At 48.2% G+C, this 25,377-nt stretch carries 20 protein-coding genes and 1 pseudogene; 9 read left to right on the top strand and 12 right to left on the bottom strand.

The window, feature by feature from the left end:
• Positions 1–30: 30 nt before the first annotated feature.
• The 5 genes from H8K38_RS10935 to H8K38_RS10915 all read right to left on the bottom strand — a co-directional run bounded on the left by H8K38_RS10935 (position 31) and on the right by H8K38_RS10915 (position 4,654).
• Positions 31–1,269, bottom strand: a complete 1,239-nt coding sequence (locus H8K38_RS10935; RefSeq protein WP_186884858.1) for an efflux RND transporter periplasmic adaptor subunit — start codon at positions 1,267–1,269, stop codon at positions 31–33.
• A gap of 208 nt (positions 1,270–1,477) precedes the next feature.
• Positions 1,478–2,800 (bottom strand): TolC family outer membrane protein, encoded by a 1,323-nt coding sequence (locus tag H8K38_RS10930; protein WP_186884857.1) that lies wholly within the window; start codon positions 2,798–2,800, stop codon positions 1,478–1,480.
• A gap of 28 nt (positions 2,801–2,828) precedes the next feature.
• Complete coding sequence (locus H8K38_RS10925) at positions 2,829–3,152, bottom strand: rhodanese-like domain-containing protein (protein ID WP_186884856.1); 324 nt, start codon at positions 3,150–3,152, stop codon at positions 2,829–2,831.
• Between the two features lie 24 nt (positions 3,153–3,176).
• Positions 3,177–3,827: a protein-L-isoaspartate O-methyltransferase gene (locus H8K38_RS10920; protein WP_186884855.1), complete on the bottom strand. Its 651-nt coding sequence runs from the start codon at positions 3,825–3,827 to the stop codon at positions 3,177–3,179.
• A gap of 191 nt (positions 3,828–4,018) precedes the next feature.
• Positions 4,019–4,654, bottom strand: a complete 636-nt coding sequence (locus tag H8K38_RS10915; RefSeq protein ID WP_186884969.1) for a TetR/AcrR family transcriptional regulator — start codon at positions 4,652–4,654, stop codon at positions 4,019–4,021.
• Positions 4,655–5,322: 668 nt separating this feature from the next.
• Between H8K38_RS10915 and H8K38_RS10910 the strand changes: the two genes are divergently transcribed.
• The 9 genes and pseudogenes from H8K38_RS10910 (at position 5,323) to H8K38_RS10870 (ending at position 16,198) form a co-directional block, all read left to right on the top strand.
• Positions 5,323–5,757 carry a helix-turn-helix domain-containing protein gene (locus tag H8K38_RS10910; RefSeq protein WP_186884854.1) on the top strand — a complete coding sequence of 145 codons (435 nt, stop codon included), beginning with the start codon at positions 5,323–5,325 and terminating at the stop codon, positions 5,755–5,757.
• Positions 5,758–6,075: 318 nt separating this feature from the next.
• Positions 6,076–6,975 carry a TnsA endonuclease N-terminal domain-containing protein gene (locus H8K38_RS10905; protein WP_186884853.1) on the top strand — a complete coding sequence of 300 codons (900 nt, stop codon included), beginning with the start codon at positions 6,076–6,078 and terminating at the stop codon, positions 6,973–6,975.
• Entirely contained in the window at positions 6,975–9,380 is a 2,406-nt protein-coding gene (locus H8K38_RS10900; protein WP_186884852.1) for a hypothetical protein, read from the top strand. Before H8K38_RS10905 ends, H8K38_RS10900 begins: the two co-directional genes overlap by 1 nt.
• Positions 9,380–10,912 carry an ATP-binding protein gene (locus tag H8K38_RS10895; RefSeq protein ID WP_186884851.1) on the top strand — a complete coding sequence of 511 codons (1,533 nt, stop codon included), beginning with the start codon at positions 9,380–9,382 and terminating at the stop codon, positions 10,910–10,912. The genes H8K38_RS10900 and H8K38_RS10895 overlap by 1 nt, the downstream gene beginning before the upstream one ends.
• A gap of 1 nt (position 10,913) precedes the next feature.
• Positions 10,914–12,689 (top strand): TnsD family Tn7-like transposition protein, encoded by a 1,776-nt coding sequence (locus H8K38_RS10890; protein ID WP_186884850.1) that lies wholly within the window; start codon positions 10,914–10,916, stop codon positions 12,687–12,689.
• Positions 12,690–12,720: 31 nt separating this feature from the next.
• Positions 12,721–13,923: a TniQ family protein gene (locus H8K38_RS10885; protein WP_186884849.1), complete on the top strand. Its 1,203-nt coding sequence runs from the start codon at positions 12,721–12,723 to the stop codon at positions 13,921–13,923.
• A gap of 469 nt (positions 13,924–14,392) precedes the next feature.
• A complete protein-coding gene (locus H8K38_RS10880; RefSeq protein ID WP_186884848.1) occupies positions 14,393–15,160 on the top strand; it encodes an RES family NAD+ phosphorylase in 768 nt (255 codons plus the stop codon).
• A gap of 261 nt (positions 15,161–15,421) precedes the next feature.
• Positions 15,422–15,634: pseudogene (locus H8K38_RS10875) on the top strand (carbohydrate porin); the annotation flags it as partial.
• 159 nt (positions 15,635–15,793) lie between these two features.
• Complete coding sequence (locus H8K38_RS10870; protein ID WP_186884847.1) at positions 15,794–16,198, top strand: hypothetical protein; 405 nt, start codon at positions 15,794–15,796, stop codon at positions 16,196–16,198.
• 263 nt (positions 16,199–16,461) lie between these two features.
• Here the strand turns inward: H8K38_RS10870 and H8K38_RS10865 are convergent, their stop codons facing one another.
• From H8K38_RS10865 to mgtA, 7 genes are all read right to left on the bottom strand, one after another.
• Positions 16,462–16,872 (bottom strand): DUF4405 domain-containing protein, encoded by a 411-nt coding sequence (locus H8K38_RS10865; protein WP_186896447.1) that lies wholly within the window; start codon positions 16,870–16,872, stop codon positions 16,462–16,464.
• 128 nt (positions 16,873–17,000) lie between these two features.
• Positions 17,001–17,828 carry an FAD:protein FMN transferase gene (locus tag H8K38_RS10860; protein ID WP_186884845.1) on the bottom strand — a complete coding sequence of 276 codons (828 nt, stop codon included), beginning with the start codon at positions 17,826–17,828 and terminating at the stop codon, positions 17,001–17,003.
• On the bottom strand, positions 17,825–18,370 hold the full coding sequence (locus H8K38_RS10855) for an FMN-binding protein (protein ID WP_186884844.1): 546 nt from the start codon (positions 18,368–18,370) through the stop codon (positions 17,825–17,827). The genes H8K38_RS10860 and H8K38_RS10855 overlap by 4 nt, the downstream gene beginning before the upstream one ends.
• A 59-nt stretch (positions 18,371–18,429) precedes the next feature.
• Positions 18,430–19,788 (bottom strand): hypothetical protein, encoded by a 1,359-nt coding sequence (locus tag H8K38_RS10850; protein WP_255422923.1) that lies wholly within the window; start codon positions 19,786–19,788, stop codon positions 18,430–18,432.
• Positions 19,789–19,846: 58 nt separating this feature from the next.
• Positions 19,847–21,079: a cytochrome-c peroxidase gene (locus H8K38_RS10845; protein ID WP_186884843.1), complete on the bottom strand. Its 1,233-nt coding sequence runs from the start codon at positions 21,077–21,079 to the stop codon at positions 19,847–19,849.
• Positions 21,080–21,754: 675 nt separating this feature from the next.
• Positions 21,755–22,471 (bottom strand): MgtC/SapB family protein, encoded by a 717-nt coding sequence (locus H8K38_RS10840; protein ID WP_186884842.1) that lies wholly within the window; start codon positions 22,469–22,471, stop codon positions 21,755–21,757.
• A gap of 10 nt (positions 22,472–22,481) precedes the next feature.
• Positions 22,482–25,253 (bottom strand): magnesium-translocating P-type ATPase, encoded by a 2,772-nt coding sequence (gene mgtA / locus H8K38_RS10835; RefSeq protein ID WP_186884841.1) that lies wholly within the window; start codon positions 25,251–25,253, stop codon positions 22,482–22,484.
• Between the last annotated feature and the right edge of the window lie 124 nt (positions 25,254–25,377).

Below are 25,377 nucleotides of genomic sequence, written 5' to 3'. Positions count from 1 at the left end.
CGACTATCCACTCAAAAGGAAGCCAGCTATTCATGACTGCGGATTTTTCGTGACGACAGGACGTACCCGCTGCCCCGCCTCTATCGTCATATTTGTCGCTGGCAATACGACGTCATGCTGATCCAGCCCGGAAGCTATTTCCACGCTTTTATCGCCGCGTATGCCTATTGTCACCGGACGCCGGACTGCGCGGCCATCCACCACAGCCATCACCCACGGATGCAGCGTACTCGCATCACGGATCGCTTCCACATTCAGCGATAAAGCATTCTGACTTCTGGCGACTTCTATCTCCACCGATACCGTCATGTCCTGCGTCAGAAACAGCGGTGGTTTTAATACGTTCAATTTGACATTCACTGAGCCCCTCTGCGCGTCTACGCCGGGGTTAATATACGCAACTTGTACCGGAAATTTCTGCCCGGGATAGGCATCAGTCACGCCGAAGGCAGACTGCCCCATACGGATGTAACGCAGATTCTTTTCATCGATCTGCACCACTAACTGGCTGAATCCTGCGGGTGATAACACCATCAGGATTTTGCCCGGTTGTACGATATCGCCACGCTCTACGTCTCTGGCAATCAGGACGCCATCCACCACCGCCGTGATTCTGGTGTGCTCAAGTTTGGCCTGCGCTGCCGCCAAATTCGCTTTCGCCTGCTGTAATCCGGCAACAGCGAGTTGATAATCGCTGCCGTCGGGCTTACTCGATTGCAGCTGGAATTGCGCGCTCTTTAACTGACTTCGCGCAACATCGAGTGCGCGCTGCGCCTCATCGAGTTGCGCCTTACCGACAAAACCCTCCGCAACCAGCTCGCGGGTGCGCTGATATTGCTTATCGACGTTAATCAGATTGGCCTGCGCCTGTACCAGCACTTGCTCCGCAGTCGGCTGCGTCAGTTGTTGCAACTGCCTGAGTCTGACCTCGGCTTGCCGGACATTCGCCTGCGCCAGCTCCAGCGCTGCTTTTTCGTCGGCAGCAGCCAGCTCTATCAACAGATCCCCAGCTCGCACAGTCTGCCCTTCTTTGACGGGAACAGCAGCAACGCGCCCGGTAATTTGTGTACCGACATCCACTCTTGCAGGTGTCGCCACCCTGCCGCTGGCAACCACGGTTTGTACTAATTCACCGCGTTGCAAAGTAAAGACCTCCAACCGGGGACCAAACAGCGAGGAGGAAAAAATCAAACCTGACAGCAAGATCAATCCGGCCAGAACAAAGACTGGTAGCAGCCAACGCTTATTCAAAAACCCGGGCAACGCCATAAATGACTTTCATAAGTAAATCGGTAGCCAGGCTGGACGACAACATCTGTGTACCAGCGATCAGCACCTATGATACGTCAGTGTTCACCCTGCGCTAAAGTACAAATTGATATGCAACAAACTGGCATGATCAAAATCAAAAAAGCCCGCATTCAGCGGGCTTTTTTGTTGTCGGACTGTTGTCCTGGAATCGACTTACTTTTTGTTTTTAGCGCTGCAACAAAGTATTTACTTCAGATAAATCTTCTTCTTTCAATGTACCCGCTGCCGACTTCAGACGCAGACCATTCATGATGGTGTCGTAACGCGCTTTCGCCAGATTCTGACGAGTGGTGTACAACTGTTGTTGCGCATTCAGCACATCGATATTGATGCGGACACCAACCTGATAACCGAGTTTATTTGAATCCAACGCAGACTGACTGGAAATTTCTGCTGCTTCATATGCTTTAACCTGTGCCAAACCGCTGGTCACGCCGGTATAAGCCTGACGCGCGCCTTGCGCTGCGCTGCGACGATTTGTCTCCAGATCGTTACGGGCTTTTTCTTGCAAGGCAACTGCTTCTTTGACTTTGCTGTCAACCGCAAAACCGGCAAATAATGGAATGCTCCATTGCACACCGATCGTCGTCGGTTTCACAACGCCGGTGCCGGTCGAAGAAGCTCCACCTGTTGCAGTACGGCCGGTACTCGCCACCAGATCCAGCGTAGGATAATGTCCGGCGCGGTTTCTTTCAATTTCACGTTTCGCGACTTCAACTGCAACTTCGGAGGCGACAACATTGAAGTTTTGTTTTTCGGCAGAGCTGACCCACTCATTCACCGCTGCTGGCTGAGGTGAATTCAGTTTTACGCCGGCTTTCAGTGTCGCCAGTTCACCCGCTTCCTTACCAATGATTTGCTGTAAGGCTGAACGTTTGACCTGCAGATCACTTTGCGCAGCGAATTCCTGTGCCGTTGCCAGATCGTAACGCGCCTGTGCTTCATGCGTATCGGTGATGGTTGACGTACCGACTTCAAAGTTGCGTTTCGCTGATGCCAGTTGTTCTGAGATCGCCACTTTTTGCGCCTGCAATGTTGCCAGCGTATCTTGCGCGGCGAGCACATCGAAATAGGCCTGACCGACCCGTACGATCAAATCCTGTTTTGCCTGAGCAAACTGCGCTTCGCTGATCACGACAGACAATTTACCTTGTTCGTATTGTTGCCAGTTCGCCCAGCGGAACAAAGGCTGCGACAAGGCAAGCGACCAGGTATTCGAGAAGGTCGTAAAATTGCGATCCGCATTCGCAATATCTGGTTGTGATTCGACGCGTGAACGGGTATCACTTCCGTTCAGACCTATCGTTGGCAGCAAACCAGCACGTCCCTGAACTGACTTTTCCTGACCAGCCGTCAGCGAGGAACGGGCGCTCGCATATTGAGGGTCATTCGCCAGAGCATCCTGATAAATTTGCAGCAAATCAGTAGCATTCGCACTCAGCGACAGGAAAGCACTTGCAAGCAGTGCAGCAACAACTGGATTACGCATGAAACACTCCGAATAAAAGTTAGTTATGTTAATAGGTCGGCATAGCCGGATCGACTTGCTGTGCCCACGCATGCACACCACCAGTCAGGTTAATCACTTTGCTGTATCCCCGGTGTTCGAGGAAATGAGCGACTTGCATACTGCGACCACCGTGATGACAAATACAAACAATCGTCGCATCCTCATCCAGCTCATTCAAGCGCGCAGGAACTGTCTGCATAGGCATCAGTTGAGCGCCCTCGATATGACAAGTTTCATACTCGCCGGGTTCCCGGACATCGAGTAAAAGCGGAGATTTTTTACTGCTATCAGTCAGCCATTGCGCTAGTTCTTGTGCGGTGATGTGTTGCATACGTTTTCTATTTTGACTAACAGATCAGAATTTGAATTGTGAGGAAGGTACGGCGCCCGGTGCTGCCGCAACCACCGTATCAAACACACTGCGAGTGTCGTATGCGGCATCAGCAGAGCGGGTGATCAGTTCTGCTTGCATGACCGGCAAGCGACCAACAATTGCCAGCAAACGACCGCCGATATTCAATTGCTTTTTCAGTGTGTCAGGTACCGATTCCACGGCGCCGGCAACCACGATCACGTCATACGAACCTGTATGCTGACCGGACAATCCGTCTGCCAGTAAAACGCTGACATTCCTTACGCCATCTGCCGCCAGATTTTTTTCAGCAAGTTCTTTCAGCACCAACGATGTTTCCAACACAGTCACGTGGCTGGACATAGAAGACAGCAAAGCTGCCAGATACCCGGATGCAGCGCCGATCAGCAGCACAGACTCCTGTTTTTTAAGACCCAATTCCTGAACGATGCGCGCCTCCAGTTTCGGACTCATTGCTTTAGAGCCGTCCGGCAATGGCAATTCCGTATCAAAGAAAGCCAGTGTTTTCTGGTCTTGCGGAAAATAGTTTTCCCGCTTCACCACAATCAACATATCCAAAATATCCTTATCCAACACGTTCCAAGGACGTATTTGTTGTTCAATCATGTTGAAACGGGCTTTTTCGATATTCATTTGTTCACTCGATTGCATAAATTAAAGGAACCCGCATTTTATCAAAGCACTGCTCTGTATGCCGGTTTGATTCCGGTATTCAGCGATATTTAATGTCTTTTCAGTACGCTGTTTTCTGTTTAAGCAGACACCGGAATCATTCAACAGGTAAAATCTCCAGAGCCACCATTGGCGCGTCAGCCGAGCCACATTTATCCCTGCCGTATCAATAAACTATTCCAGGCCATCTGGATGTAATGCTCCAGATAGACGTTGAGTTTTTCTGGCTCGATCTGGCACACACATGACGAGTGCTTCCACATCATCATCATGATCACCGGCGCAATCAACAATCTGGTATCGATTTCCAGATCGATATTCCGGATCTCACCACGCTGCATTCCCCGCGCCAGCACCGTTGCCAACAATGCCTCACCGCGGGCAATCACTTCATCCTGATAAAACCGTGCAAGCTCGGGGAAATTTCCGGCTTCCCCCATCATCAGTTTTGGCAAACCGGATAACTTAGTTTCTCCCGCATTGCGCCACCAACTCAGTGTCAACTCCCGGAACAGACTTTCTGTATTACCTTCAAAAGCCGTGATCATCCCCTCAGCTTCACCCAGCAGCGGCACGATGTTTTCGCGCACGACTGCTTTGAACAAATCTTCCTTGCTTGAAAAATACAAATACAAGGTTCCTTTGGAGACGCCTGCGGCTTTCGCAACATCATCCAGACGGGTCGCAGCGAAACCGCGCTCAACAAACAGATTTAACGCAGCAGCAAGCAATTCCTGAGGACGAGCTTCTTTGCGGCGCTCCCATTTCGGTTTAAACGGACATGACATCATAACGATAACTTTTCACTGAATCTCAACACAGTACGCACCGTCAGGTCATATACAAACATAACAACCATTGATTGATGCACACTGCCTTTGTAAGTATAAATAACTTACCCATGAGTCAGTAATGTAATCCGCCGTCCAGGTAGCGTCAAGCAGCGATTCCTGTGTTACGTCCGAATAGAATCTTGAACGGAACAATAAAGTCTTAAATATCAAGTAATAGTCAAACAATAAAGTCTTGAACAGTCGCTAGCCCACTATTGAACCTAATTCGCAATGCTCGTTGAATTAAGCAACCACAATAGAGGCTATTACATCTATTACGCATATTCAGCTGACTTTGAAATAGTTGCAGTACTTACATTTGCAATTGATCTTCAGCTACTTTGCCGAGCAACTTCGATTATTACAATCGCTATGCGACAGGATGCAAAAATAAGTAGATCAAACATATAAATTTCGGAACAGACTGCAGACATATAACAGCCGACCTTTAGAGAAAAATAAAGAAAACCCTTCAACTTGCGAGGAAATTTATAAGCAGTCCTTTTTAAAGTGGAACAAAGAGGTGCCATTTATGAAAAAAGCAAAAAATCATGGTTGACAAAGGAAGAAACACGTCCATAATATTTCTAATATCAGAAGTTATAACTACTATTTTTTAATATATGAGTCCATTTTCTATAGTGTTTCGCGAATTGCGCATTTTTAGCGGCTTGCGCCAAGCAGAATTCGCAGAAAAACTTGGGTGCGAACAAAGTTATATTTCCGCAATAGAAGTCGGCACGAAAGGTCCGCCGCCCTCAGACTTTCTTGTCAGGTTAATTACACAATTAGATCTTGATGCGCAATGGGAGAAGCGCCTGTATGACTCTATAGAAATGTCCCAACGGAAAATCGTTTTACAGAGCGAGGCACCAGAGGCTCATTACAAGATGTTTAACGAATTGAGACGTCAACTAGATACACTCCATCCCACTCAAGTTGAACTCATTCAAATGGCTCTAAAACTTCCCGAGTCGATGACCCAAAAGAGGTTGCCAGTGTCATTGCTTCCAAGACGAAAAACCGAACGTAAGAAGAATAAAGAAACCGAAATATGAAGTGGAATAATCTAACTGGGTTGCTCCACCAAAAAAAGGTCAGGAGTTCCTGAATTTCTCCAGGCGATACCCCTTACCTTCGAATATTAAGTAAATACATTTTTACTTGCATTAAATTATGCAGTTTTAAAGATATATTTACTTATATTTTTTGATCTATTTTAGTTGCATACGGAAAATCTATATGCGAACAACGTAGTCATTGAATAACGGGGGGGGCTGCAAGTGAATATTCAGGAACAAATTGATGTGCACTCATCTGACTGGTCACATTTAGGAGAATCACTGCCAACAGAACCTTACCCGAAGCGAAGACGCATGAAAGGAATGACATACAAAAAATTGTATGCGCATATACGACTCGGGCATGGGATAGGCCACGGTACCGAATACAAACCTTGGTTGACACTACGACGAAAAAATCCATCTCCCACTTCAAATCAAGTTGTATCGTTCATGCCGCCGCTGCAGCGGACAGCTCATTATTTTTCACGCGGGGAGTACCACACAGCACTTTTACTTCTATGGCTAGGAGTTCTAGATTTACGTGAGCAATTTCCAATTTGGCCGGTTGCACACCCAAATCCATTGAATGGGGCTCCGGGCGCTCTTACGGCAAACTTAAAGTGGTCAAGAGGACTAATCGCTATCGCGAAGGAAGCAAATATTGAACATGGCCATGAAATTGGCTCCAGTCAGCCGTATGTTGCCAGTCTAGATCTTGTAGCGACGATCCCAAGGAATAATGGCATAGGGCTGTCGATATTTTCATCCAAACCAATTAGTGAGCCCAGTTCCCAGATCAAATGGCGAACACTTGAGAGACTTGAACTTGAACGAAGATACGCGGCTGAACTGGGGGCCCAATATTTCATATCAAGTTCAGCGCTTATTCCCATGCCCATTGCAGGACAACTAGAGTGGTGGCTGGACTGTTCCACTCTACACTTTGCACCTGAATTACTACCGCTGGCGTCTCAATTCGCCAGTGTAATCAGTTCACACTCTGATTTAACACTGAGCGAAGCCATCGAATGCGCAGCAAATGCAACTTTTATCAATATAGATAATGGTTGGTTGCTGTTTAGGCACTGTGCATGGAAGCAGTTGATCGACATTGACCCTTCTTCCCGAATTTTAACTTCTCACCCTTTACGTGGCGGAGGGGTTGAACTGCGCAACAAACTTCGTTTAAGGCTATTTGGGGAGACCTGGTAATGAATGAATTGTCATATTCTCAGGAAAAAGGACCAATTGATCCCGGCGAGATACTGATTGGCATTGAGCCAGACTCACCACTCCAAGGGCCTTATCGCGTTTTGAATCTTATACCAAAGCAAGATCGAGTTGTGATGATCCCAATTCCAACTGGACCGAGGCAAACTTCCTCAGCACAACAAGCTAACTATTATGCACTAGGGTTTGAGTCATTCCCATTAAGTCAAATTAACCTCCTACTTTTAGCAAAAAAAATTCAGAAAACGACCGTCGAGATACCGAATCATTGGCGACTCAGCGATTCCGATCTGCGCAAACTATCTCCCCCAAAAAATGATCCATCCTTGTCTCATGAAGACCGATTAAAATCTCCTCTCGAAATCAAGCGAGATTTCAAGTTTGAACTTATCAAACCGCTTCTACCCACCGACTTTAGTTCAGGTGGCCCCCGTCTCCCCGATCTTACTTATCTTGATGGATTAGTTAGGAATCGTGCTCGCGAAGCAGGGGTAAGTCCCGGTCAGGTGTTTGACGCATTGCACCGATTCTATGCTTTTGGTTGCATTCTCAATGCACTCCTGCCCAATACCATAAGTAAAAGCGGGGCTCCTGGAAAGCGCCGGCTAGCAAAAAACGGCATCAAACTCGGTAGAAAAAACGCGGCGGCCAAAGCTGGTAACACGGATTTAGCTGGCCTCATATTAAGCGAAAAAGATACTCAAAATTTGGAAGACGGATACCTGATGTTCGTCAAACCGGGAACTTCTATCAAGCAAGCATTTTTGTCCATGAGCAGTACTTTCTACAGTAAAGGATATACTTATAAGTGCGGCCATTTAACTCCAGACTTGCTGGAAGCACACCTTCGTCCAACAATAAAGGAATTCCGACACCATGGGCCGCTCGCTAAAGATGCAACCGCTGCAGCACGACGCCTCATGGGTGAAGGTGAATGGGCTCGCAATTATCGGCCTCTCACTGGCACCGCGTGTGACGGCATTTACGCTATCGCTCAGGTCGGTTCGCTTGATGCATCACCAATCGATGTGAATTGTGTTTCTTGTCTGGATCCATTGCAGCCTATTGGCATAGGGCGAGGACTGTTCGTGCGAGACGCATGGCTGGGACTATATTTTGGTTGGCAAATTGGCTTAGACAACTTAAGAACAGATGATGCAAAGTTGGCGATTCTACGCGCAGCAACCGACAAAACATCCACACTGGCAAGATACAATTTAGATTTACCTGCGGAAGATTTTCCCTCACTCTTCTTTTCCAAATACCTTTCCGATAATGGAGAACTGCGCAGTTGCAATGGTATAGAGTCTATTGTTGATGGACTCACCTCTCGTATCGAATTCATCGCAAGTGGTCGGGCAGATAGAAACAGTCCGTCTGAAAGTGGGCATCATTCGCGCCACCGTGGCTTTGACCATCAACTTACGGGAACAACCCATGGTCGAAAAGCAAAACGTGGTGAGCCACTAGCCATCACCAAGGCTATTCTTTCACGTTACGAATACATTCGGTTGCTATTACTCTGGATTCACTGGGCAAACACAAAGCAGGAACTCCCCCTTCATATGATACCAACTGAAATGCGGCGAGAGTTTGCAATCAGCGGCATATCTCTACCTCGGACAAGAATCGGAATTTACAGATGGGCCAAAGCCAATGGGTACATATCTGGAAAACCAGTCGATCCGACTTATCTCAAAGCGCACTTACTTCCGACATTTACTGCAAGCGTGCAACGCAACGGCTTAGTACTGCATCGTCCCGATACAGGGAATACAGTGGAGCTATTACATGGAGCAAGATTCAACAGTGAGTATGTTGCGTATTCAGGAATAGTACGAGATGCAATTTCGAAAGGAAAAAAACATATTTCCGTTCGAGCAGACCCAGACGACCTTTCACACATCATTCTCCTCGATATGAATGGCTTGCACGTCATACCAAATGTCAAGGACGACGCAATACTAATTGCCGAGGGTAGTATCCATGACCTATGCGCAACAAACAACTTACAGAAAGTACTTAATGTAGAAAGCACATCATCGCGGGATCAGGCGGAGATTGACCAGCAAGCATTTCGGCAAGAAACAGAAGCGGATGCAAAAACGAGGAAGAAGGTAGCGCAAAGTACTCGAATTGGGCACAAGGCATCAGACTCCAAAATAGCAAGCGTGCGCATCGCCCGTAAAGCGGAAAAGCGTGCTGACATCGACAGCGAAATTCGCAGGATCAATGATTGTAATGATGGATCTGAAAATTCAACCCAACAGTCTGCCAAATTTCCAAAGTCAATCTCAACTCAATTTTTGGCCCCTGGCAACACAAATCGTATTGTCGAATTGATGAAAAATCGCCTAACAAAATTCAATACTGAAAGGAAATTCTGATGGACAATACCGTGAACAAACCAAGCCAATGCCCATCTGGAAATCCATTTCTTGATCGACTCGACGAACATCTGAGTACCAACAATTTAGAAGAAAAACTTCAAAGCTGGCCACTCGCTAAACTCGATATGAGAAATCTTGATCTTCAAAGCCGTCATGACCTCCTTGATCGCCTACAAGAGCAGATGTTTGAACCCACTCTTACTTCTTTAGATACTGCAACCCGGCTCTACAGAATGATACGTCGCGGCTACATTGGCCGAGACCCGACCTTGGTTCAATCGAGAGCAAGAGCGATGACTATCGCTCGCTGCGCAGGAAAAGATTTACGCGACCTTCCTTGGTTGCCATGTTCAGCAAAAGGAATGCGAATTAGTGGAGTCACAGGGTTGGGTAAGTCTTACGAAATCTTGCGAGCATTGAAACAATTACCGCAAAAAATAGAGCACGGAAAATCGTATGCGGCAGATTGGAATCACCTGACGCAGGCAACTTGGCTCCACGTAGCGATGAGTCACGATGGATCTATCGGTGGGCTGCTGTTACAGATTCTGACCGCACTTGATCTTGCGATCGGTACAAGCTATTCGTCGGAGCGCAGTTTGACAAACCTGAGTAATGAAAAACTTGCCGTGCATGTCGGTATCATTCTGATTAATCATGGGGTAGGTGTACTAGTCATCGACGAAATACAAAAGAGAAATTTCTCTGGTGGCACACGTGGCGGCTTAGCCGCAACTTTTTTCCTCCGCCTGCTCAATTTCGGCGTACCTATCGTACTAATGGGAAATCCCTTAGGAATGAATAGTCTCGACACATTTTCCCAAGATATGCGCCGTGTTGGATCAGCTGGCAGTATAGAAATGCATCCATTAGAAGAAACCGACTATGATTTTACTGACTGCATTGCTCCAGCATTGTGGCGCTACAACGTGATGCCGGAGCCATCACCAATATCGGATACTAATGGATCATTACTCTTTAAATATTGTGGAGGTATAAGAGATTACGGTGCGCGAATACGCGCCAGCTCACAACGACTCGCTCTTGACATGGGTGAATCATTTGTTACGGAAGAGCACATGCAAGAAGCATTCTATGGACCTGACTTCAGCCAAAGAGATAGGGATCTCATTGCGGGCTTCAGAGACAAAAATCCCATTATTCTTCAACAATTTGAAGATATTCCTTGGGAGTTTTATGCAATGCGATGGGGTTTATTTCCGTCTCAAGACCAAGATAAACAATCATCACTAACAAAAAGTGGCGGCGTTAGTGTGTCAGTACAGGAAAAAGAATCAACACCAACGGTTAAAGCACGAAAATCAGTGGCACAGCAAGCGACTGAGACTGTAAAGCGAAATAGGACAAGAAAAGAAAATCAGGAAACTAGCAGGGAAAAAATAAAGAGTACGCTTGAATCAAGTGACATCAGGCGGGATGGTCTTCAAGAATACCTCATTAGTAGTTTAGAGCAGCTAAGGTCAAGTGAAAGTCGCGGCAACAACGATTTCCAACCTAAAGGAGCCTAACATGTTCGTCGAAATGACTTCTCCTGCAAATCAATTTCTGCCGTTCTTTCCGGCCGGCATGCCAGACGAAACAATTGAATCAAGAATAAGTCGGTACCACATATTGCGAGGGCAACCAACCGCCAAGATTACATACCAACAATTATTCAATGCTCCCCCTTTTAGCCTCACCACACTTGTGCAGCCACATCTTGACAAACTAGCCTCTAAATTACCTGGTTCAGCAAAACACAATCTTCAAACAATACAAAATGAAAATACGTTATTACCGCTATGCCAGCACTTTTCCGGCACTCAGGTCTCATTGACAAATCCCGCTTCAAACGTTGATATACATGCGATAGAGCTGCCACGACGAATAAAGGGAAGCTCCTCAGTCACACATATGTGCCCACAATGCCTTGTACAGGACGAACAAGAATATGGTTGTGCATACATTCATCGTTCGCACCAGATACCAGGTGTAACCATTTGCTGGAAACACCAGTGTAAGCTTCTTGATCGTTGTCCTGCTTGTAGCTGCCCCTTTGCGCGCCGTAACGAATTGATCCTTTCGGCATGGCTGGGTTGCACATGTGGTTATGTCATTGGAGACCACCCAAAATTAATTGAAGAGCCTGTGAAGGAAGTGGAGGTTGGTTTCGCGAATTTTACAAAGACACTATTAACAACAGAGCCGATTCTTTTAAGCACAGAACAACTTGCCAATTTGTATAAAAGGAGAGCCATCGAACTAGGTTTCGGAAGGGGTGTAGATAAACTCAATCGCGGTTCTTTGTTTGCACAACTTGAGGATTATTTCGGAATAGAACTACTATCAAAAATTGACGCCGCGTATAGTTCTGGTAAAACTAGCGGCTGGTTTCATGTGGTCGGCACTTCGGCCGCAGCTGAATCCCCTTTGTATCGCCATCTGTTGCTTGCATATTTCCTATTTCGTGATGCATCCCTATTTCTTGATAAGGCACGCTCCAGCGTTATCACACCCCCATTGAGCGAAACGCTTAAAACCCCACAATCACTCGAGCAAGTCGAGGACGATTTGATCCACGATTTGGTGAAAACAGCAATGCGCTATGGTTGTAATGCGCAAGCACTTTGGAAATATAACTTTGGGGCAATGAAGCGACTAGTAAAAATATTACCAACAGCCTGCGAAGTTATCGATACTCGCCTTAAAGATGAAGGAGAAAAAAGAGAACGAGATTCAAAAGAAGCAATGCTCAGGAAGAAAAAAGACGAAGTACAGGACGTACAATGGGCAGCAGCCATTAGGTCTACATGCAAAAATCTATATGAGGAAAACAAAAGGCCAATTCGTGTGTCAAAAAGTAGGTTAATAAAACAACCAAAACTAAATGGACAAACCAGAAATTGCACTACGTGGCCGAATAAAGATCGGTTTCCACTTACAATTGCAGCTTCGCTGGAATGCATGGAGTCAACTTGGCACTTTTATGCACGGCGACTTCTATGGACGGTTTTATCTCTTCCTGATCCAGAAACCTCGGATCACGTTATTATTAAGCTCAGTGGACTCGAAGTACATAAAGCGAGAGAAGTCCTCAAATACTTTGCAGATATACCCCGCAGTAGCGGGACGTCAATGTCCATTATCAATACGATACTCAATATTCGTGGAATTAAAAATGACTGGGCAGGCCCATGTCCTGAGCGTACATTTTACAAAGCTGGTAGAGCCTACCAACTAAGAACTTCACGTCGAGGCTCAATTGGCAGACCAGCCAGCGCCCCAGCCACGTCTTCGCAAATATGAGAGTATTTTTTCGCCTCTAAACAGAAATTTCATGCGACTCAACGCGCTCCCGATTCTTCGAGAGGATGAAACACTATATAGTCTTGCAGCGAGAATTAGGTTGGCAAATGCAGCCAAAGATGATCGCGATGCTTGTCGGAGTATGTTTGGCCATTCAAAGAACACAAGAGTCTCAGACTATCCGGTAAACTTGATTCATTTTTGTGATATGACGAACGGTTGTTTTGGTGATCCATTGTCAATTCTCGCAACGATGACGCTAGTGAAATTTTTCGAAGAGATTGGTGGGCATCCGTGGCATGCCGGCAGTTCAGTCAGACCAATAGAAATTGCCGGATACGGATTATCGACGCTTTCAAATGGCAATATCCAAACGTGGAAATTTTGCAAGGACTGCATGACATCAGACCTAAGTATTTTTTCAATAGCGTATTGGCGGAGATCACATCAATTGCCGACCTCATTTTTTTGTCAAATACATGGCACCGTATTAAGCAGGTCGTTGGTACATCCTTACACCCGTCACAACCGTTTTATGTTTCCCGATGACGAAGTTGCTTCAAGTGAACAATATTGCACCGCCACCACTTCTGGAAATGAGGATATATTGTGGAGACTCACACAATTAGGAATAGCCATTCTGCATCAACGGCAATCATCGTTGAGTTCTTCGTCGACATTACCCGAAATATCGCATTCGGCCATTTTGCGAGCAATAAAAGAGCGTGGGCTATTTACACAAAATGGATCACTTAGACTAAAGGACTTCTCAACTGAGTTAATGAATAAATATCACTTCTTACGGCCACATCCAGAATTCTCGAATGCTCTTTCTGAGAAAAGCATCGACATCCTAGGACGTAATCTGCGAAGTGCCGGAAAATGGCGAAGCGTTGCCCATCGCTTGCTGTTAATTGACTGGCTTTTTGGCTCTTGGGTATCGTTTCATCAGCAATGCAAATGGCAACACGTCATGGATCAGTCATTCCATACAGCTCCGGCAAAAGTTCGTTCAAAGGAAATTTTTGATGAAAACTCAAATTTCCGATCGCAACAACATTTGCACCGAGCAGCTTGCATTAATTTTTTGACCTCGAACAAAATCGCGAAGCGCAGCATATTCGCGAGGGCCGCGTCACACTCGTTCCGTTGGTTATTGCGCTATGATAAACAATGGCTTGACCAACACTTTCCAGTCTGTCGAAGAAAGCATCTACAAAAAGAAATGTTTTAAGAACTTCCCCTGACTCCTACGTCTTCACTATTGCTAATCCCTTCATTTTCGTCAGACAGCTTGGCCTTAAGTGATAGAAGGTCGCGATGGTCGCAAAGCCTGCACAGGCGAGGCTAACACCGATTCCATAAGTATGAACTGTTGCCTGCGCCATCGCACTTCGGGAAAATGGCTTCACCTTCTTTTTTGCATGGCCTCCGATGTGACTGGTAAATTTCACCATACTCAAGAAAAACACCAAATTAATTGCGTATGCGAATCAGTTCTCTCATTTCTCATCTGAAAATTTCCGAGCAAGTGATATTCCGCATATTTTTCAGATTGGCAAATGCTATCCTTTGGGACACCGACTGAATCTGGCCAACAACCACCGTTCCTCCTATTGATTGTCTAGCGTAAATGCGCCGGCAGAGTGAGAGGGCTTTGCTACACCATGGGTTATCAGCAAACTACCTGAAGGAGGAAGAACTTGGAATTTAAGAGCCACAATGATTTCAATACTTTTCAACGGCACGTGCGCTTCGAGCGACGATATGTTCACACTGCGCCTATCGTGGAATTTCTCGCTGCATTAACGGCGACGCTCCCTGGACGTACATGTTCCCTATCCAAAGGTGCCGAGCTTTATCGAGCCCAGATTGGCTATGATAAAGATCATGTAGAAGGCGACGTTATCATCACCGGATTTAGCGAGCAGCGTATGAAACCGAACCACGAATTCTGCGGCGAGGGCCGCGCTAATCCTCATGGTATCGCCTATCTCTACCTTTCTAACCATTTAGATACGTGTATGGCCGAAATGCGGCCGCAGCTTGGACAAATGCTTTCGGTTGCTCAGTTTAAAGTTCAACGAAACTTACATTTAGTTGACTGCTATTCAGTTGAGCAGGAGTTTGGCGATATTGAACTAATCTTTTCCCCACCAACCACGCAGGAAGGGATTCGCAATGCCATTTGGTGGCAAATAAATCAAGCATTCAGTCGCCCAATTTCACGCGGAGACACTAGCTCGGATTACATTCCGACCCAAATTCTCGTCGAGTTTTTCCGCCATCATGGTTTTGATGGCGTATGTTTCAAAAGCGGATTAGGAGAAGGTCACAATTTCGTGTTGTTCGATTTGACCGCAGCGGAGCTGATCAATTGCGGGGTGTATGACGTCAAGGCAGTCAAGTATGAATTCGGAGAATGCACAAATAGGTATTACAAGAAGAAACACTTAGAGAATCTTTCCTAATTTGCACTAGCCCGGACTTAATCTGACACGAGCATTAGATGGGTTAAAGTTCCGATCGGTCAATATCGGTCAAATGTGGCCTAACAGTTTTCGATAGAAATATGGGCCAAAAACAAAAGAGCTAATTGAAGTGCTAGCCAAACTCGTTTCCTTACCAGAGGGGAACGATGAAAGGCACTGGAGCACATAGATACTTCGTGCCCAAGACCGAACGATAAAGTTGGCATTGCCGGTACGGTTAACTCCTTATCGCCCAATGCCAAAGCGTATTTCTCTACTGGCGGCATTGGTATTTTGATCGGAGACGGCCAACTGAACTACGGTAGAGAAAAAATTATCGAAACCTATTACTCGGCAACGCTGGCTAAAAATCTGAAACTCTCTTTCGATTTTCAGCATGTGACGAATCCGACCTATAACCGCGACCGCGGCCCGTTCTCAATTTACGCAGTTCGCTTGCATGCTGAACTATAAACAGGAAGATATTTTATTGCTGGAATACATATCGTTACAACTAGGTCGATAATGTTGTCATCCACTGTGACTTAAACCCGTTAATTGCTCAAGACATCGCAATTCAGCAAATACGCTAACGATGCTTAAGCCCAGTAATCACTTTCAGGAGCCATCACCATGAAATCTAAAATCATCCTCGCCGTATTGGCAACTGCCTTCTCTATTTCTGCTTTTGCACAAACACCTGGTACTTCACCAACAGATCAGGTGAAACAAGATAACAAAGCAATTCGCCATGAGAGTCGTGAAATCGGTAAAGATAAACGCGATATCAATCACGACAAAAAAGAAATCGCTCAAGACCGTAAAGAACGGAATACTGATCAACGTGCAGAAGATCGTGATGTAAAAAATGGCAACGTTGCTGGCGCGGAGAAATTAGAGAAAAAACGTGAGCATGAACAACGCGAAATCAATCATGAAAAGCATGACCTGAACAAAGATAAAAAAGAACTGAAACAAGACCGCAAAGAGCGTAAAGAAGATGTCAATAAACGCAATAATGATGCTTCGAAAATTTGATGATGCCACCAGAATGAAATGATGCTTTGCTGATCAGTCAGAGCAGTCAGAGCAGTCAGAGCAGTCAGAGCAGTCAGATGGACGATAAAAGGGGAATAAAATTCCCCTTTTATTATTTCAATGCTTCCTATTTTTATGTACCAAAAGGCTATTGCGCGTTTGGACTTTCAATTGTCGAAAATACCCAACCGAGTGAACGCGGACTCTAAAGCCGGTTGCTACTGAATACGGGGAGACGTCGGTGATGTTTTCCGTACTAAATTTTATTGATTTCCAACCTGACTCAGCTTGCGGCCGCTGATGATATGAAAGCCCAACATCAAAGGTAGCGTTAAACCAATTGTCCAGTGTGCAGTTGACCAATAAGGACGTAAATCTTCGCTGGAAAAGTAATAAAGAGCATAACCAGTCAACGCCAGCCACAGCAAAATCAGTATCATGCTCCAGCCAGTATTCCGGTTGCGTTGTGCACGATGAGCACGACGTATGTGCTGGAATAGCAACCCCCCTACTAGAAAACTCAGTGGAATAATAAGCCCACCATGAGCTTGCATGGACCAGTGTTCCAGCGGGTTTATATTCTCGCCAAACTCTCCCATCGTCCGTAGGAAATAACGAGCCAGCAACCAGGTTACGCCACTGATAAACAAGGTCGCGACCAAACCATACAACATATATTTGTGCCAAGCTTCCAATTTAAATTGTTGAGCCGTAGCAAGTGCTAGAGGGCGATGATGCAGGCTATGTTTATGAGTGTGCATAATTGATAAACAAGAAGGGGCGATCAGGATATGAGACAGGGTCAAATGATAAAAGCTTCAGCATCATACCGACGCAAGCATGGATGTTGCACATTGCCACTGACAGCAACTACCTTGGTCAGGGCGTCAGCCCAAAGACAAGCAAGAGCAATGACAGTATAGCTGTGCTGGTCAACGATCGCTTGCTCCGTTGATGGGTGCAGCAGCGCACTACGCTTTTTACCTGCCATGTCCTTACAAGAGAAATAGCTGGCTGATGTTGCCAGTGCACGTTCTGCCAATAGCACTTGCCCTATCATGTTTTGCGGCTGCTTTGGATCGCGTATCAACACAGTCTGGCTCTGTCCGAGCACACGCAAATCACCGCCAGCATTGACGCAGGCATGCTGTACTCCACATGACTGCAGGGCTGCGATAGCGCAATCAACCGCATAGCCCTTGGCAATGCCGCCAAGATCCAGCCAGTCGTCTGCATGCTTGCGGACTTGCGTGGCAGTCGGCAAGCTATACATCTCACCTGGTTTGTTTACTTCACCAGCAATGAGTTTGGCAGGTGCCGGCAGATAATCCCAGGCCACCAGTTGCCTGGCGACGCGCACATCAAACAGGCCATCAGAGTGCAGATGCACATCCCTGGCAGCAGCCAATACGGCGGCAGTGTGCGGGTGAATGTCGAGCAGGCTGCCAACAGTAGCGCGGTTATAGCGGCTGATGTCACTGTCAGGCGCATGAAAGCTCATGAGATTGTGAATGGCATGAATGGCAGCAAAGCCTTCCTGAAAGGCGGCCTGTAACTGCATATCATCTACCGCGTCACCGATACTTATCTCCACAAAAGTCCCCAGGGCTGGCTGGGCGCGGCGTTTCATTTTTTGAGAGCGACCTGGGCAATCGCGGCGATGCGCCGCACGCCATCGGTGACATGCACGCAAGACAATGTCGCACCACTGATGTTGGCAATACCCTCGCCTATTGCCAGGCCGCTGGCCGCAGTCTTGCCGACAAACTGCTTGCGCCAGTTGGCATTGCGTATCTCAAAGCCATGGCTTTCGCGGTAAGCCAGTATCTCTACCTGACGCACGCTGGCGTCTGTCTGCAAGCCGACTGCATACGAGATCAGCTCAAACTTGCCGATGACATCGTCAAAGACGACATGGCCGAGCAGCTTGTCGTCCTTGTAAGCAGCAACAGCACGCCAGCTCACTGAGCGGGCTGGCAGGCCAGAGAGTTTTTCTACCTGCTTCATCTGTGCCGCATCGAGTTGCAGCGGCACAGGCTTGAAGCTGCTGGCCTCGGGAAAGATCGCCGCCTGCGCCTGCTCCACCGTCAGGTATTGCGTGGCAAAGGCACTGCCGCTGATACCAGCTACATCGGCGACAGCAAGCAGGGATAAGGGAACAAGCCGGTTCATCAATATATCTTCAAGAGTTCATCAATGAGCACATGATAATGCACATTGCAGAGTACATCTTAGAACGAATAACCAGCGCCAAGGTTAAAGCGGTCACGGCTGCTGTCTTGTTTGAACTTCTGGTAATCAGCTTTCAATACCACACCTTCGCCTATCTTGAAGCTGGCACCGAAGGTCGTCACTTTTTCATCCGGGCTGGCTGCCACACCCAGGCCCAGCGGCACAAAGGCATACGACTTGGCGGTATTAAACTGCTCATAACGCAGGAAAGGTGTCAGGCTGTAGTCTTCATTCTTCCACAACTGGTAAGCACCCTGCAGATACCAGCCAGCAAACGCAGATGGTACGGGATTAGGCTGGCCAACAAAGGTCAGGTTCAGATCACCCGTATTGCTGATGGTGCCGCGTGCATACAGTGCTGTCAGGTCCAGCTTGCCGGGGTTATAGCGGGCATGCAAATCCCACAGAGTGAGTCTGGCATCGTTGGCAGCAAAGTCTGTTGTTGCATGACCTATCTTGCCTGTGAATACCGAGCCACCGAGCAGCAAGCCAGGCACGCCGCGCCAGTTGACTGCACCATGCACACTCAGGTCACGCGATTTGGCAAACTGGCCTTCTTGGTGAATTGCACCCAGAGGTGATTCGCGACCATCGCCAGAGCTGGCATCCCACTTGGTGAGGTTAAAGCCTGTGGTCAGACCCAGATCCCAGCTCAGACCATTGTCATGCGAGCCGGACAAACCCAGGCCCACTTCACGCCAGGTGGAAGGGATGATCGCGGTTTCTACAAAATTACGGTGCACGCCATAGTAAGCCGTTGGCTCATGGCTGGTATTCAAAAAGCCCGCAGGGATCAGGAACAGACCCGCCTTGCCAGACAGGCCAGGTTTGATTTCATGTTCTACATACAGTTGCTCGACTGCGGCTTCACCGTTATCACCCTTAGAGGCAATCGCGTGTTCCCACTCGAATTCAGCCACCATCTTGGTTTTTTCATTGAAGCGGTGAGTAATGCCAATGACCGCGCGACCCACATCCGTCTGCGCCTGGTTGCTGGCCTCACGTGGGCGGGTGTAATTGATTTCACCATAGCTGCTGATGACGGTTTGTGCCGTCTGTGGCAATACTCTGACGCTGTCTGTGCCTGGTATAGATGCGGCGGATGCCAGCGGCGCAATCGCGCCAGGTGATTGAGCCTTGGCCGCATTGCTGATCATCACTTCCTGCTTTTGCTCTACTACTTCTGTCTTCTTGCGCGTTGCGGCCAGCTCAGACTTGATAGCTTCGAGCTCGGCGGCGAGTTTTTCTATTTTTTGCAGCAGTTCAGCCTCACCTGCATGTACAGGGGCCGCGAACAGACCAGTGATCAGGGCTGCTGTGGTGACTTTGGCAGCTTTGATAAAGATGTTTTTTTTCATGATGAATTTCCAGTTTTTTAAATTCTTTAAATTTGTTATGTGATGAAGAGACCGTGTATCAAGGCTTGTAACCATCGTTTAATGTGCCAAGGAACTTGACGACATCATCCACTTCATCAGAAGTCAGGGCAGCAGCCATGCCACGCTGGCGGTTGTAAGGCACTTCTGTCGTATTCACATTGGCGATATACAACGCAGGCAAGTCATTGAACTTGAGGGCATTGCCATCAGCTCCATAAGGGAACCACTCTTCAGGATTGGTATCGCGGCGCACATAAAAATTCACCGCATCGCGCAGGCTCTTGAATTTGCCGTTGTGGAAAAACACTTTACGCGTTGCCACATTGCGCAGCGTAGGCACCTTGAAAGCGCCGCACAGCGCACTACGTGTCACCAGATCCTTACGGTCAGGACCGCACAGGCCAAGATCGAAGAAAGCAGGATCAGCATTGGCCGGTATATCCATATTGCGCGGCACGCCGAGGTTATCGTAAGTAAAGTCAGTGAACAAAGGCGAAGCACCATCTGCACCCTTGGCACTCAGATGGCAAGACGCGCAATTGCCCTTGATAGGATTATTGAACAGCGCAAGCCCACGCAACTCGGCATCACTGAGCTTGGCACGGCCAGCAAGAAACTGGTCATACTTCGAATCATAAGGATGAAAGTCGCTATCTTCTTTCTGATACTGCTGCAACGAGAACAGGATACGTTCAAACGCCGTATCGGCATTGTCAAACACGGTTACACCAAAGGCCGTCTTGAACTCATTTACATAGCTGGCTCTTTGCAACTTGGCGACCACATCTGCACGGTCTTTATTGGCCATCTCATGCGCCGCCAGGAAAGGCGTCTCTGCCTGCTGCGCCAGGGTATTGGCTTTGCCATCGCGGGTAAAACCGCCAGTGGGCGTACCATCCGCCGCAAAAAAGAAGGCCGGGTTCAACTCCAGATAACGTAACGACGGCACCGCCCGCGTACCCGGCACATCCAGGTTCGGCCCACCGAGTTGCACCGCCAGATCATTCTTAGGCGCATGTGCATTATCAGCGTCATGGCAAGTTGCACACGACATCTTGCCGGAAGCTGACAGGCTCACATCTTTGAAGATTTTCTCTCCTATCTGCGCCGCAGCACTCATGCCGGCCCCCTTCGCAACAGACGTGCCATTACTTACTGGACTATCAGTACCACCACAGGCGGCTAAGCTCAGGGCAAGAGCTGCGAGGGAGATGCAATGGATTTCGCGGGAGGAAAAGAATGCTGCAACAGTCTTTTTAATGAATAGCATCGTTAAATCCATAAGTTTGTCTTGATAATTTAACTTAAATACAAATGAGAATGATTGTTATTATAAATTGATGTTGTGTTTTTAAGCTAGTATTAATCCATGTGCTTGAAGATTTAAAACGAATGCGTACAATTTTTATAATGAAATGCAATCTGACAAATAACCTAATCGAGCTGGCATACACAATGCGGAATTCAAATCAGTTCACAGATATTGCAAACGTTGGTTCAAAGTGGGCGAGTTATTAATTGCAACGTTTACGGCAGTGAAAAGCTATTAAGATGCGCGCGACAGCATGGAGACTTTCTTGCTGCTTTTACCGCAGTGAACATTGAGTAGAGTAGTGGGCGCCAAGAATAACTAACAACAGCAGTCAGGGGATAGTGCTCGACTGTGAGGAAACGTTTGAGACAGGGCAAAGGGTGGTGAAGCTGTGAGGTTCAACCCTCGGTGGCTCTGGATCAAGCTTGTTCTTCTGGCAGAGATTTTGCGGGAGCAGTAATTTCATCCATCAGCGTAAGCCAGTGTATTGCCTGCTCGCGACTTTCCCCGCACGTCATTGGTTCAGGCTGTAATGACGAGCACACGGCTGGTTGCTCCGGCTTTCCGAAAATTAGGTAGCGATTATCTTCCCCGAGTTGGGTACATAGGGTAATAAGCAAACATTTTTAAGTCCTACTCTGTCGTACTCGGACTCCAAAATGCCTGTCTGACCGTGGGCGACACAGCGAGGCGCTGCACCAATGCGTCCAGCTCGACGCCTTCGACGGAGGTAGCTGCAAGCGTCGCCTCAATCTCAACATCATCCTCTCCAAAAGCATGAATATCGAGGTTCCGAATCGGGTAGCTGCAGCGTTCCAGTTCGCCTTCCAATATCGCCAACACGTCTTTCTGGCTCTCGCGGTTAGCAATGACGTAGACCGTATTGGTGACTTCAACCGAGATTATGTCGAGTGGCTGACGGTTGATCGAGTTAACGATGGGACGCAGGAGTGTGTTCGCAGCCAGCACAAACAACGTTCCCATTACTGCTTCGAGAATCAAATCAGCTCCGGCGGCGGCGCCGACGGCAGCCGAGCCCCACAGTGTCGCGGCCGTGTTTATGCCGCGCACATTGCCTTCCTCGCGCATGATGACGCCAGCCCCCAAGAAGCCGATGCCTGAGACAACGTAGGCCACCACGTGAACGGCCCCTTCGTGACCACCCAACCGGTTGGCCATATCAACAAACACTGCCGCCCCCACCGCCACCAACACGTTGGTACGCAGGCCTGCGGTACGCTGCCGGTATTGCCGCTCGAAACCTATGAGCCCGCCTAGAACAAAGGCGGTCATCAAGCTCACCAGCGTATCGAGCAAGGAAATAAGGTTGATGTTTTGAATTGCAAGCATGTTCTTACCCTCATTGCCAGCCATAACGGCGTGTGTAGAATCCCTTCACGGCCTGAGTCAGACCAATGTAGGCCAGAAGGATCACGGGTAGAAAAACGAAGTACAGCGGCGGCAACGCTTGCAGCTTGAAGTAGTTCGCTAGCGGCCCCATCGGCAGAAAAATCCCGACGGCCATGATGATTCCCGTAGTTACCATGAGCGGGGTCGACGCATGACTTTGGATGAACGGTAGCTTGGACGTACGGATCATGTGCACGATCAAGGTTTGCGTTAGCAGGCCAACGATGAACCAGCCTGACTGAAACAGAGTCTGCTTTTCCGGCGTGTTGGCCCCGAATACGAACCACATCATCAAGAAAGTGGTAATGTCAAAAACAGAACTGATTGGACCGAAAAACACCATGAAACGGCCTACATCAACAGGTTGCCAGCCTTGAGGCTTCTTCAGCAGTTCCTCGTCCACGTTGTCGAAAGGGATAGCGATCTGAGAAATATCGTACAACAGGTTTTGCACCAAAAGGTGCATCGGCAGCATCGGCAAGAACGGAATGAAGGCGCTGGCCACCAGCACCGAGAACACATTGCCGAAGTTGGAACTGGCAGTCATCTTGATGTACTTAAGCATGTTGGAGAAGGTACGCCGACCTTCCAACACACCTTCTTCCAGGATCATTAAACTCTTTTCCAGCAAAATGATGTCAGCCGCCTCCTTTGCAATGTCGACCGCCGTATCGACCGAGATGCCGATATCGGCAGCACGCAGGGCTGGCGCATCATTAATGCCATCTCCCATGAAACCAACTACATGGCCGTTGCTCTTAAGCATCCGCACAATGCGCTCTTTGTTGGCGGGCGTGAGCTTGGCAAAGACATTGGTTTTCTCCACAGCCATTGCCAACTTGCTATCATCCATGCGCTCGATATCGGAACCCATCAGAATAGTTTCTGGTTTAACTTTGATGCCTACCTCGCGGCACACTTTTTCCGTGACCAATTCGTTGTCTCCGGTAAGCACCTTAACAGTCACACCGTGCTCGGCCAAAGCTTTTAGCGCCGGAGCCGCGCTGTCCTTAGGTGGATCAAGGAATGCAACGTATCCGATCAAAGTCAACTCGCCTTCATCTGCAAGACCATAGGTGTCCTTGGTCGGTGGCAACTCCTTAGCAGCAACGCCAACCACACGCAAACCTTCTTCATTAAGGTTTGCAGTAATTTGACGGATGCGGTTCAGCAGTTCCGGTGTGAGGGATTCCACTGCCTCGCCATGACGGACCTGGGTGCAGACAGACAGAATTTCTTCTACGGCTCCTTTGGTAATCAATAAGTGATGCTCATCATGTTCCGCGACCACCACCGACATCCGACGGCGTGTGAAGTCGAATGGAATTTCGTCCACCTTACGGAAGGCTGTGGCAACTTCCAATACGCTGTGCACCTCAACATGTTCTAATACGGCCACGTCAAGCAGATTTTTCAAACCCGTCTGGTAGTAGCTGTTGAGGTAAGCCATCTCCAACACTTCGTCGGAATCCAGTCCCCAAGCATCAATGTGGCGCGATAGTAAAATCTTGTCCTGCGTCAGCGTGCCGGTTTTGTCAGTACAGAGTACGTCCATGGCACCAAAGTTCTGAATCGCGTCCAACCGCTTGACGATGACCTTCTTGCGCGACAAAATTACCGCCCCCTTAGCGAGGGTCGAAGTGACAATCATCGGCAGCATTTCGGGCGTCAAGCCAACGGCGATGGAGAGAGCAAACAGCAGCGCCTCCATCCAGTCCCCTTTGGTAAATCCGTTGATGAACAGTACCAATGGAGCCATGACGAACATGAACCGGATCAAGAGCCAACTGATCTTGTTGACACCCGACTGAAACGCCGTTGGCGCGCGGTCTGTGGCAGTTACCCGGACGGCCAGCGCACCGAAGTAGGTGCTGTTGCCGGTCGAAATCACGATGGCCGTTGCTGCGCCGGAAACCACGTTAGTGCCCATAAAAACGATGTTGTCTAACTCCAGCGGACTGACTGCGTTTGTGTCCGACAGGAACGTGAATTTCTCTACTGGCATAGACTCACCTGTCATAGCGGATTGCGCGATGAACAGGTCTTTGGCCGTGAGCAAGCGGCAGTCCGCCGGAATCATATCGCCTGCAGATAACGCAACCAAATCGCCGGGTACGAGTTGCTTGATGGGCACCTCAATGCGATGCGCCGCTTTGGGGTGTAATGCAACATCGAAATACTTTCTGGCCTCTTCCGCAGCGTCTTCCGAGGGGTCGCGTCGTATTACAGTTGCCGTATTGCTCACCATTGCCTTGAGCTCGTCAGCTGCCTTGTTGGATCTAGACTCTTGCCAAAAACGCAAAAATGTTGAGAGCACCACCATCGTGCCAATCACGAGAGCGGCTTTCATGTCGTCGGTCGCATAGGAAACGACGACCAGCAATGTAAGCAGCAGGTTGAACGGGTTTTTATAGCAGTGCCATAGGTGCATCCACCAAGGCAAAGGCTTTTCGTGTTCGACTTCGTTTAAGCCGACACGCTCACGGACAGCTTCAGCCTGTCCTTCAGTGAGACCGTCGGCGTGGCTATCAAGTGTCTTGAAAAGGGCCTCGGTATCGCTCTTAGCTGCGGCTACGAGCGTTTGCGCAAGTGTGGCAGGCACCTCGCGGCTCGCGCCAGTTTGGTTCAGAGCATCCAGTAGAGCGAAGCGCCGAAAATGCCGAGCAATATGGCGGGTGCGAAGGAAGCCTGCGAAGATTTCTTTGAGGATGGTGAAGTTCATTTTGTATTCCTTATCGCCACCATCCTGAAATAATCAAGGTGGTGGCAGTCGAGACGGACAGTCCATAGTGTTTTCAAAATTCCGTATGCAGTCCCACTTAGGCGATATTGGCAGACCCTCGGTC

The sequence above is a fragment of the Undibacterium sp. FT79W genome (assembly GCF_014284215.1).
Taxonomy (GTDB): domain Bacteria; phylum Pseudomonadota; class Gammaproteobacteria; order Burkholderiales; family Burkholderiaceae_D; genus Undibacterium; species Undibacterium aquatile.
The sequence above is the reverse complement of the archived record's forward strand: the minus strand, read 5'-3'. Positions and strand labels throughout refer to the sequence as shown.